We start from the raw sequence: 11,701 nt of genomic DNA on the forward strand, positions 1-11,701 counted from the left end.
GTCTTGTCCTAACTGGCACTTGGCGCTGCCGCGCGGGCAGCCTGGCGGCGATGGAACAGGCGCTCCAGGGCCAAGTATATGACCGGGGTGGTAAACAGCGTCAGGGCCTGGCTCACCAGCAGGCCACCCACCACGGCGATGCCCAGTGGCTGGCGCAGCTCGGCGCCGGTGCCAAAGCCGAACATCAGCGGCACCGCGCCCAGTAGCGCGGCCAGGGTAGTCATGATGATCGGACGGAAGCGCACCAGGCATGCCTGGCGTATCGCCTGTTCGGGTGTCATGCCGTGGTGGCGCTGGGCTTCGAGGGCAAAGTCGATGAGCAGGATGCCGTTCTTCTTGACGATGCCGATCAGCAGTACCACGCCGATCAGCCCCATGATGCTGAAGTCTTGGCCGCTGGCCCACAGCAGGATGATCGCGCCCAGGCCTGCGGAGGGCAGGGTGGAGATGATGGTCAGCGGGTGAACGAAGCTCTCGTAGAGCACACCGAGGATGATGTAAACCGCCACCAGCGCGGCGAGGATCAGGTAGGGCTGGCTCGACAGCGAGCTCTGGAACGCCTGGGCGGCGCCCTGGAAGTTGCCGGTGATCGAGTCGGGCATGCCCAGCTCGCGCTGCGCACGCTCCAGGATCTGCACCGCATCGCCCAAGGCCACGCCGGGCGCCAGGTTGAACGACAGGTTGGCGGCCGGGAACAGGCCGTCGTGGCTGATCGACAGCGGCCCGGTGCTTGGCGCGGCAACATGCGCCAGGGCCGACAGCGGCACCATCTCGTTGGTCAGCGGTGAGCGCAAGTAGAAGAAGTTGAGGCTTTCAGCCTTGCCGCGCTGTTGCGCGTCCAGTTCGAGGATGACCTTGTACTGGTTGGTCTCGGTCTGAAATTCGCTGATCTGGCGCTGGCCGAAGGCATCGTACAGGGCCTGGTCGACGTCGGTGGTGGTCAGGCCGAAACGCGCCGCGGCCTGGCGGTCGATATCGATGCGGGTGACGCTGGCGCCCAGTTGCAGGTCGTTGGACAGGTCACGCAGCGCCGGGTTTTCCCGCAGGCGGTCGGTAAGGCGCTGGGTCCACAGGTTGAGCGCGACGCCGTCGTTGCTCTTGAGCACGTATTGGTACTGGGTGCGTGACGGGCCGGAGCTGAGGTTGATGTCCTGGCCGGCGCGCATGTACAGGACGATGCCCGGCACCTGGGCGAGTTTCGGGCGAATCCGGTCGATCCATTCGCTGGCCGAGACATCGCGCTCGCCGCGGGGCTTGAGCGAGATCCAGAAACGGCCGTTGGCGATGGTCTGGTTGCTGCCAGTCACCCCCACCGAGTGCGAATAGGCGCGCACTGCCGGGTCGTCACCGATGATTTTCGCCAGCGCCAGGTGCTTGTCGATCATCGACGGGTAGGACACGTCCGCAGCTGCCTCGGTGGTGCCGAGAATGAAGCCGGTGTCCTGCAGCGGGAAGAAGCCTTTGGGGATGCCCACGTAGCCGGCCACGGCCAGCGCCAGGGTAATGCCGAACACCCCCAGGGTGATCCGCCGGTGGGCCAGCGCGCGGTCCAGGCCTTTTTCGTACCAACCCAGCAGGCGCTGGCCGAAACCGCCCTGGTGGTCGCCGGGTGGGCGGCGCATGAACAGCGCCGAAAGGGTGGGGGCCAGGGTCAGCGATACCACCACCGAGATCAAAATGGTGGCCGTGGCGGTCAGGGCGAACTCCTTGAACAGCCGGCCCACCACACCGCCCATGAACAACAGCGGAATGAACGCGGCGATCAGCGAGAAACTGATCGACACCACGGTAAAGCCGATCTCGCCGGCGCCTTTGAGCGCAGCGGTGCGGCTATCGTCGCCGGCTTCCAGATGGCGATGAATGTTCTCCACCACAACGATGGCATCATCGACCACGAAGCCGACGGCAATGACGATAGCCACCAAGGTCAGGTTGTTGAGGCTGAAGCCGAACACGTACATCAGCGCGCACGTGGCGATCAGCGAGACGCCGAGCACGCTGGAGACGATGAAGGTGGCCGACCACTGACGCAGGAACAGCGCCATCACCCCGATCACCAGCGCCACGGCGATCATCAGGGTCAGCTCGACCTCGTGCAGCGAACTGCGGATGGTCTGGGTGCGGTCCTGCAGCACCGACACTTCGACCGAGGCCGGCAGCATCTCTTGCAAGCGCGGCAAGGCGTCGAGCACCCGGTCCACGGTGTCGACGATATTGGCGCCAGGCTGGCGGAAGATCACCAGATTCAGCCCCGGTTGGTTGCCTGACCAGGCACTTACATAGGCGTTCTCGGCACCATTGATTACCTTGGCCACGTCCTTCAGGTGCACCGGGGCGCCATTGCGGTAGCTGACGATCAGCTGCGCATAGTCTTCGGGGTGGAACAGCTGGTCGTTGGCGGCGATGGTCGACACGCTGTGCTCGCCGTACAGCGCGCCTTTGGCCAGGTTCAGGCTGGTCTGCTGGATAGCCAGGCGCACGTCGGCCAGGGTCAGGCCGATGGCCGCGAGTTTCTCGGGTTGTGCCTGCACCCGTATGGCCGGGCGCAGCTGGCCGGTGATGTTGATCAGGCCGACCCCGTCGATCTGGCTGAGCTGGCGCGCCAAGAGGGTTTCGGCGTAGTCGCTGAGCTCGTTGCCGGGCATCTGTGCGGAGCTGACGGTGAGGATTACCACCGGGCTGTCGGCCGGGTTGACCTTGCGCCAGGTGGGCGGGCTGGGCAGGTCCTGGGGCAGGCGGGCGGTGGCCGTGTTGATCGCTGCCTGCACTTCCTGGGCGGCGGTGTCGATGTTCTTGTCCAGGGTGAACTGCAGGATCAGCGTGGTCGAGCCCAGCGCGCTGCTGCTGGTCATCTGGGTCATGCCGGGGATGGCGCTGAACTGCACCTCCAGCGGCGTGGCCACCGACGAGGCCATGGTTTCCGGGCTGGCACCGGGCAACTGGGCGGTGACCTGAATGGTCGGGAAGTCCGCTTCTGGCAAGGGTGCCACCGGCAGGCGCGGGAAGGCGATGGCGCCGAGCAGGACCAAGGCGAAGGTCAGCAGCAGGGTGGCGATAGGGTGGTCGATGCACCACGCCGAGACGCCATTGCGGGTGTTCATGGCTGGCTCCTGCGCTCGGCCATCTCGGCAGGCGGCGGGGCGTCAGGGGTGATCTCGACCCTGGAGCCGGGTTTGAGGCGCGATTGGCCATCGAGTACCAGCTGGTCGCCGGCCTTGACCCCGGCGACGATGTTCAGCGTGCTGTCCTGATACAGTACCTTGACCGGCACGTTGGTGACTTTGTCGCCGTCGACGCGGTAGACGAAGTGGCCATCGATGCTGCGTTGCACCACGGGGGGCGGCACCACCAGGGCGTCTTGGTCCATCGCCGTGCGCAGGCGCACGGTGACCAGTTGCCCCGGCCATAGCAGGCCGTCCTTGTTGTCGAACTCGGCCTTGACGCGCACCGTGCCGGTGTTGGCCGAAATCTGGTTGTCGATCAGGGCAAGGTGGCCTGCGCCGAGCAGGTTGCGCTCACCATCGGCATCCATGTAGGCCTCGACCAGCGCCGGCGTTTGCGCCTTGAGCAGGCCTTGCAGGGTTGGCAGCATCTGTTGCGGCAGCGAGAACTCCACAGCGATCGGGTCGATCTGGGTCACGCTGAACAGCCCCTGGGTGTCGCTGGTGCGCACCAGGTTGCCCGGGTCGATATTGCGGATGCCCACGCGCCCGGTTACCGGTGAGCGTATCTGTGTGTAGGAGAGTTGCACCTCGGCGTTGGCGATGGCCGCCTGGTTGCCCTTGACCGTGGCTTGCAGCTGGTTGACCAACGCCTGTTGCTGGTCGAGGGTTTGCTTGGACACGCCGTCATCGCTGCTGAGCAGGCGGTAGCGCTTGAGGTCGACGCCGGCCACCTGGATCTGGGCCTGGCTTTGGCCGAGTTGTGCACGGGCCTGATCGAGGCTGGCGCGGATGCTGCGGTCGTCAAGGGTAGCGAGCAGATCACCTTCCTTGACCCATTGGCCTTCCTTGACCAGCACTTGAGTGAGTATCCCCTCGACCTGGGGCCGGACCTCGACGCTGTGCAGCGACAATACCGAGCCGATGGCGCTGGCATAGCGTGGCACGTCCTGCTGGGCGACGCTGACCACGCGCACCGGTACGGCGGTTTGCGCGCGGGCGGCCGGTGCGGGTTGGTGCTGGCTGAACCAGGTGCCTGCTACCACCAGGGCCAGGAGCGCCAGTGCGGCGAGGAAGGCAGAGCGGGACGGACGTCGCATCGGTGCGGGCACCTTGGCCAGGTGGGAGGGAAACGGTTGTCTGTACTCAATCTTATAGCCCCCGCACCGGGTCGGCAGCGTGACGGCTGGCTGACAGCGCTGTCAGTTTCACCGGGTGGCATGCGACAGGGGACCACTGTGGGAGCGGCCGTGCCCGCGAAGAAGACGACGCGGTGGATGGCACCGGCTGCGCCGGTGTTCGTGGGCGCGCCCGCTCCCACAGGTTACCGTGGAATGCTTGCTGAAGTCGCTCAGGCTAAAAGCCTATGAAGGCGTAGTACACCGGGGTTTCGTGGGTAGTGCGCAAACCAAGCCCCTGCAAGCTCGCGACCAGCGGTTCATCCTGCACATGCAAGGTCCACTGTGCAGCGTCAGGTATGGGCTCCTGCGCCAGCGCCGTGGCAAACGCGCCCATGTCTGGCAGGTAGGCGGTAAAGCCATTGCCCTTGAGCGCACTGGTGGTCATGCCCAGCGCCTGGCACACCGCCACCTTGGCAGCTATGTCATCGCGGTCGGCTTGCCGTGACGCTTGCACCAGCGCTTGCAGTTCCGCATCGACCAGTTGCGTGCCGTGAATCAGTTCCGGCCCTTGCTGCCAGGCCTCCGGCGGGCAGTCCTTGCTGTCCGGGCGCAGCGGAATGTGCGGGTTGATTTCCACCGGGTAGATGCGACAGACCAGCGGGCGCTGTTCATAGATGGTGCACAGGTCGTTGTCGTCCAGGTTGCGGCAGCGCCCGGGGTTGAACGCGGCAAAGGTCACCGACACGCGTGCCTCACCGTCGCCGCAGGCCACCGGATACGAGCGGCGCAGCACATGTTCGCGCTGCTCAGGCGGCATGCCGGGGCCATCGGCCACGAAGGCTTCGATCAGCACTATCACCTGGCCGGCATCATCTGCCCAGCGGCGTGCCTCAGCCAGCGTCAGGGGCACGTGGTGCCCGGTGCAGCACTTGCCGCAGCCGGTACAACCGAATCGCAAGTTGTCGGTCACTTGGCTTCCGGGCTCCACTCGCTGATGAAGGCACGCTGGTGCTGGCGGTCGTACAGGCACAGCTCGGTGCCGGTGCGTTGCTGCATGTGCTTCTGCGGGTAGACGCCTTCGACCAGCAGGGCGCTCATGCCGACCTGGTCATCGAACTCGGCGGGCTTGCCGCGGGCGTGGGCATCCTTGAACTGGCTGGCGGCCAGGCAGGCCTTGAGCATCTGTTGGCGCTGCTCGTTCCAGGCCTGGCTGCTGGAGGCCTGGGCGATACCGCTGAGGAGGGCGCAGGTGATCAGGATAGAGCTGAAAAACTTCATACGCGATTCCGGCAATTTGCTTGCGAGGGGCGCGAATTATGCCCGACTCACCCCCGGCGGCAAGCCGGGGAGTTTGTCGCTTAATATATCAGTGCTCGGCAAATACCACGGTACGCGCGGCCACCACCAGACAATCGGTCAGCTCTGGCGAGGAGAACTTGGTGAGGATGGCGTTGGCCCCGGCCTGTGTTGCCTTCTCGCTGCTCATGGCGCTGTCCAGCGAGGTGTGCAGCAGCACGTACAGGTGCTGGAAATCAGGGGTTTCGCGCAGGGTGCGGGTGAAGGCGTAGCCATCCATCTCGCTCATTTCGATGTCGGAGACGATGATGTTGATCTCCTGCGCGGTGCCTTGCAGCTCCAGCAACACGTTGATGGCATCTTTGGCGCTGCGCGCGGTGTGGCATTCGATGCCCAGGTTGCGCAGGGTGTGCACCGACTGCTGCAGGGCCACCAGGCTGTCGTCCACCACCAGGATGTTGGCGGCGGCCAGCAGGCTGGCGTCTTCTTCGCTCAAGGTGCCGTGTGCGGGTTCGGCCGGCGGTGGGGCGATGGAGTGGATGACTTTTTCGATGTCCAGCACCTGCACCAGGGTGTTGTCGACCCGGGTCACGCCGGTGATGAACGAGCGGTTGCCCGAAGCAAAGGGTGGCGGTTTGATGTCGGTGCTCAGGCAATGCACGATGCGGCTGACCGCCTGCACATGCAGGCCTTGGCGCGAGCGGCTGATTTCAGTGACGATCAGGCAGCCGCCTTGCGGGTCTTCCAGGGGCCGCTCGCCGATGGCGCGTGACAGGTCGATGACCGACAGCGAATGGCCACGCAGGGTCGCCACACCCTTCACGTTGGGGTGCGACTCCGGCAGCTTGGTCAGCGGCGGGCAGGGGATGATTTCGCTGACCTTGAGCAGGTTGATTGCCATCAACTTGCCGCTGCGCAGGGTGAACAGCAGCAGGGACAACGAGTCCGCGCGGGCATTTTGCGTGGCCATGGTGACCTTCGGTGGGGAACAGGGGATAACCGGTTATCGGCTCTTTGGCGTCTGGCTTTAGGGTGGTGAGAATAGTTGATGGGGTGACCTTGGTTTTTTCGTTGCCGGTGAGATCGCGCGCCGCCCGTGCGGCGCATCGCGAGCTGCGCTCGCTCCTACGTTTGTTTCGGGCCAATTATTTCTGTGGGATTTGCACGCGCCCCCCTTGGCGCATGGCACGATATCGCGTCGTACAAACAAGGCGGTCGCGCGCGCCTGTCACAGGCGTAACTGGCCCGAAACAAACGTAGGAGCGAGCGCAGCTCGCGATGCGCCGCGCGGGCGGCGCGCGATCTCACCGGCGCCGCAAATCTTCCGGCATGCACTACCGTTCGCGCAGTGCCTCCTTGGCCCGGTTCAGCGGCTTGATCAGGTAATCGAGGATGGTCTTCTCGCCGGTGCGGATATCCACCGTGGCAATCATCCCCGGCACGATCGCGAAGTGCTTGCCGGCCTTGTTCTGCAGGCTGTCCTGCTCGGTGCGGATGAACACCCTGTAGTAGTAGATTTCCGGTTTCACCTCATCCTGCAGGGTATCCGGCGAAATCCCCACCACCTTGCCATCCAGTCCGCCATACACCGAATAGTCATAGGCACTGATCTTGACCTTGGCCGCCTGGTCGGGGTGGATGAACGCGATATCGCGCGGGGCGATGCGGGTTTCGATCAGCAGGCGTTCGTCCATCGGCACGATCTTCATGACCTGGCCACCGGGCTGCACCACGCCGCCCAGGGTGTTGACCTCAATGTCCTTGACGATGCCACGCACCGGTGAGCGCAAGGTCAGGCGGGTAAGCGAGTCGCTGCGCCCGCGGACCACTTCTGACAGGCTGTCGGCCTCGGCGCTGGCTTTGGCCAGTTCTTCCCGGGCACGCACCAGGTAGTCGGAGCGGGCTTCGTTGGCCTTGAGCTCCAGCTCTGAACGCTGGCGGTTCAGGCGGATCACTTCGACCCGGCTGGAGGCGCCCATCTTTGCCAGGTTCTCGGTGATCTTCAGCTCGCTGCGCACCAGTTGCAGCGAGTCCTGGATACCCGCCAGGGTCTGCTCCAGGCCGCGGCGGCGGGTCTGGTACAACGCGGTTTCGGCGTCGATCAGGTCGGGTGAGTCGCGCAGGCTGTCCGGGAAAGTCAGCGGCCTGCCAGTGACCTCTGCCTGCAAGCGGGCCTGGCTGGCCTTGGCAGCGCGGTACTTGGCTTCGCTCTCGCCGACACTGGAGGCGGTCTTGGTCGGGTCGAGCTGGGCCAGCACCTGTCCGCGCTCGACCAGGTCGCCTTCGGCCACGCTCATCTGCGCGACGATGCCGCCCTCGAACGACTGGATCACCTGCTCCCGCGAACTGGGGATCACCTTGCCGGTGCCGGTGGACACTTCGGTCACCTCGAACCAGGCGGCCCAGGCCAGGAATGCGGCCAGCATCAAGGCACAGATGGTGATGATGCGGCCGGCGCGGAACACCGCCTGGTCGTCCTGCCCATCCAGGTAGGAGGCCGGGAGTTCATGGTTGCTCATGCCTGGGCTCCTTGCAGTTTGGCCAGCGCAGCATCGCGGGTGTCATCGATGACGATGCGCCCGCCGTCCAGCACCAGGATGCGGTCGACCCGTTGCAGCACGCTCAGGCGGTGGGTGGCGATCACCAGGGTGCGGCCCTGGCAGAAGCGTTCGAGGTTATCCAGCAGCTTGCGCTCGGTCATGTCGTCCAGCGACGCAGTCGGCTCGTCCAGCAGCAACACTTGCGGCTGGCGCACCAGCAGGCGCGACAGCACCAGGGCCTGGCGTTGGCCGCCAGACAAGCCCAGGCCGCCTTCCAGGATCAGGTGGTCCATGCCCTTGGGCAGACGGCGGACGAAGTCCAGCGCGCCCGTGGCAGCCAGTGCGGCCACCAGTTCCTGGTCGCTGGCCTGGCCGGCACCGAGGGTGAGGTTTTCCCGCAGGGTGCCGTGGAACAAGCGCGCGTACTGTGGCAGCAGGCCCACGTCACGGCGCAGGTCGGCAGGGTCGAGGTGGCCCATGGCGATGCCGTCCAGGCTGACCTCGCCTTGCACCAGGTCCATGGCCCCTCCCAGCGCTTGCAGCAGGGTCGACTTGCCGGCGCCGTTGCGCCCGAGCACGGCAATGCGCTCGCCCGGCTGGATATCCAGCTGGCCGATGTTCAGCACTGGCGGGGACTCCTCGCTGTAGCGGAAGTTGGCCTGGCGCAGGCGGTACTCGCCACGAATCGCCGGCAGGTGTACGCGGGCTTCGCCTTCGGGGTGGTCGACCGGTGACTGCATCAGCTTGTCCAGCCCTTGCAGGGCCACCTTGGCCTGCTGCCAGCGGGTCAGCACATGGGTCAGTTGCGCCAGCGGCGCCATCATCCGTGACGACAGCATCGACGCCGCCACCAGGCTACCGGTCGTAAGGTCGCCGGCGATGACCATCGGTGCGCCGACCACGATGACCACAGCAAACACAGCGCCTTGCACGTTCTGGGTCCAGGTCACCAGGCCGTTGGTGAGGGTGCGCAGGCGCAGGTTGGTATGGGCGCAGGCGGCGTTGTACTGGTTCCACTGCCGTTCGAAGCGTGCTTCGGCCTGCAGTGCCTTGATTTCGTCCAGGCCCTGGATGCTTTCTACCAGCATGGCGTTGCGCAGCGCCGACTCGCGCATGGAGGCATTGGCCAGCCGCGCCAGGCGCCGTTGGGCCAGTACCCCAGGCACCACCATGGCCAGCAATGCGACCAGCGGGATGAACACCAGCACGCCGCCGATCAGCCAGAACACGAACAGGAACAACAGGAAGAACGGCAGGTCGGCCAGCGCCGTGGCGGTGCTGGAAGTGATCAGGTCGCGGATCGATTCCAGCTCGCGCAGTTGCGAGATGAACGACCCGGTGGACTTAGGGCGCACCGAGTTGCGCAGGCGCAAGGCATGCCCGTAGACCAGGTCGCTCACCCGCAGGTCGGCGCGTTTGCCCAGCAGGTCGGTCACCTTCAGCCGCAGCAGGCGCATGCTGAAGTCGAACACCAGCGCCAGCACTACCCCCCCGAACAGCACGTACAGGGTGGGCAGCGACTCGGCCGGGATCACCCGGTCGTACACCTGCATCGAGAACAAAACCCCCGCGAGGGCCAAGACGTTGGCTACCAGCGAGGCGACCATCACCTGCCCATACGGGCGCAGGTCGCGCAGCACGATGCGGGCAAACCAGTGGCGGTCGTAGGGTGCGGTGTAGTCATCGGTGCGCACATCGCGCAGCGGCCGTGCCGGGCGCAGCAGCGCAACGCGGTTGATGCGGCCCTTGAGGCTGTCGCGGGGCAGGCGAGAGGTCAGGCCCTGGTCACCGGCAAACACCACCGCCAGGTCGTCCTCTTCGGTGACCGACTCGACCACCGCCAACTGGCCATCATCCAGTTCCAGTACCAGCGGTGTACGCCACTGTCGCAAGCCCTTGGCGTCGAAGCGCACGAAGCGCAGGGCCAGGCCGGCCTGGCGCGCCATGTGGCGAAGGATTTCATCCAGCGGGCGGGCGTCCTCGACGGCGGCCAGGCGAATACGCTGGGGCGACACGTCCAGGCGGTAGTGGTGCGCCACCTGCAGCATTACTTCCAGCCACGGTCCAAGGTCCGGTCGATGAGGCGCTTCGGCCGCGGGGGCAGTGGGCTGTTCAGGCAGGGTCACATTGATCGGATCGGTCATGGCTGGATCTCCACCCCTTGCAGGTTGCGCCCCTCAAGGCCAAAGGCCGTGCGCAGGGCGCCGGTGTTGTACAGGCAGTCGACATCCAGGCGCAGCAGGTCGGAGCGGGTGCCGGCGAGTTCGAAGCGTGACTGGTAGATCTCCTGCTCGGCGTTGAGCAGGTCGAGCAGGGGCCGCGTGCCCAGGTCCAGGTACTGGCGCCCGTAAAGCATGCGTGCTTCCTGAATGCTGACCTGGCGGGCTTCCAGCGAAGTCAGCCGGCGGCCTAGCCCGGAGGTTTGTGCCATGGCCTCGGCCAGGCCACGACGGGCTTGCAGGCGGGCCGCGTCTTCGGCGGAGTCGGCGGCGGTCAGGGCGTGGCCGGCAGCGCGGCTGCGGGCGCTGATGGCACCCCCTTGATAGATAGGTACCTCGACGTTCAGGTAGATGCCTGCCTGGGTGCGGTCCATCCGTGAGTTATCGCGGTTGTAGTCGTTGTCCAGGTAGTGGTTGACCTGTGGTTGCAACGACAGTGTCGGGTAGGCCTCGGCCTTGGCCTGGGCCAGCTCGGCCTGGCCCTGGGCGCGCTGGGCCAGGGCCATGAGCACGGCAGGCAGGCGGTCATCGCCTTGCGAGGGCCGCTTGCAGGCCTGGTTCAGCGCTGCTGGCGAATCCTCGGCCAGCGCCGGTGGAGTGATGCGCCCCATCAGTGCCGCCAGGGTCGAGCGCCAGCGCTCGTACTGCGACTGGTATTCCTCCAGCGTGGCGCGGGCGCTTTCCACACGGGACTCGGCCTGCACCACGTCGGAACGGGTGCTGGCGCCCATGTCGCTGCGTTGGCGGGCCATGCCGGCAATGTCACCGACCCCGCGAATCTGGTCGCGGGCGATGGTCATCAGTTGCTCGTAGCGGCGGGTTTCGATCCAGGCATAAGCCGTGTCGCGGGCCAGGTCGTCGACCACCAGCAGGATATTGGCCTGGGCGCGGGCGGCAGCAGCTTGTGCCGCGCTGACGGCGCTGTCGACCTTGCCGAAGTCGTAGAGCATCTGCTTGAGCGACAGGTTCAGCGCCTGGCTGTTGCGGTCGCCGCCATAACCGGTGTCATAACCGGTGCGGATACCGCCGGAAATCTGCGGGTAATACCCGGCGCGGGCAACGTTGATGCCTTCGCCCTGCTTATAGAGGTTGCCGATGGCCTCGGCGATGCTGGGGTGCCATTGAGCGGCCTGCAGCACCGCGTCGGTCAGCCCCAGCCGCTCGCCACTGGCGACCGGGGCCATGCCGGTGGCGGGGCGTGCGGGCACTGCTTCGGGCGCATCGCGTAGCAGCGATGGCCCGATCTGGCGCAGTTGGGGGTCTATGTCATCGGCTGCCAGGGCAACCGGGTGGAAGTTCAGGGCCAGGAGCCCGAAGGCTCCCAGCAACAGCGGTGACAGCGGACTGCTTCGCTTCACATAGTT

The 11,701-nt window shown here is 65.8% G+C and carries 8 protein-coding genes; all 8 read right to left on the bottom strand.

Annotated features, from left to right (window positions below; genetic code table 11):
• Positions 1-8 precede the first annotated feature (8 nt).
• Complete coding sequence (locus OZ911_RS04100) at positions 9-3,101, bottom strand: multidrug efflux RND transporter permease subunit (RefSeq protein WP_060517664.1); 3,093 nt, start codon at positions 3,099-3,101, stop codon at positions 9-11.
• The gene (locus tag OZ911_RS04105; protein WP_016484929.1) at positions 3,098-4,261 is read right to left on the bottom strand and encodes an efflux RND transporter periplasmic adaptor subunit; all 1,164 of its coding nucleotides are present in this window, start codon (positions 4,259-4,261) and stop codon (positions 3,098-3,100) included. Before OZ911_RS04105 ends, OZ911_RS04100 begins: the two co-directional genes overlap by 4 nt.
• Before the next feature lie 256 nt (positions 4,262-4,517).
• Entirely contained in the window at positions 4,518-5,252 is a 735-nt protein-coding gene (locus tag OZ911_RS04110) for a YkgJ family cysteine cluster protein (RefSeq protein ID WP_016484930.1), read from the bottom strand.
• Positions 5,249-5,560: a hypothetical protein gene (locus OZ911_RS04115; protein WP_016484931.1), complete on the bottom strand. Its 312-nt coding sequence runs from the start codon at positions 5,558-5,560 to the stop codon at positions 5,249-5,251. The genes OZ911_RS04110 and OZ911_RS04115 overlap by 4 nt, the downstream gene beginning before the upstream one ends.
• Before the next feature lie 88 nt (positions 5,561-5,648).
• Positions 5,649-6,548 carry a chemotaxis protein gene (locus tag OZ911_RS04120; RefSeq protein WP_016484932.1) on the bottom strand — a complete coding sequence of 300 codons (900 nt, stop codon included), beginning with the start codon at positions 6,546-6,548 and terminating at the stop codon, positions 5,649-5,651.
• Positions 6,549-6,912: 364 nt separating this feature from the next.
• Positions 6,913-8,097 (bottom strand): HlyD family type I secretion periplasmic adaptor subunit, encoded by a 1,185-nt coding sequence (locus OZ911_RS04125; protein ID WP_023048372.1) that lies wholly within the window; start codon positions 8,095-8,097, stop codon positions 6,913-6,915.
• Positions 8,094-10,262, bottom strand: coding sequence for a type I secretion system permease/ATPase (locus OZ911_RS04130; RefSeq protein WP_070086937.1), 2,169 nt, complete (start codon positions 10,260-10,262; stop codon positions 8,094-8,096). The genes OZ911_RS04125 and OZ911_RS04130 overlap by 4 nt, the downstream gene beginning before the upstream one ends.
• Positions 10,259-11,695: a TolC family outer membrane protein gene (locus tag OZ911_RS04135; protein ID WP_016484935.1), complete on the bottom strand. Its 1,437-nt coding sequence runs from the start codon at positions 11,693-11,695 to the stop codon at positions 10,259-10,261. Before OZ911_RS04135 ends, OZ911_RS04130 begins: the two co-directional genes overlap by 4 nt.
• Positions 11,696-11,701: the final 6 nt, after the last annotated feature.

The sequence above is a fragment of the Pseudomonas fortuita genome (assembly GCF_026898135.2).
Lineage (GTDB): Bacteria > Pseudomonadota > Gammaproteobacteria > Pseudomonadales > Pseudomonadaceae > Aquipseudomonas > Aquipseudomonas fortuita.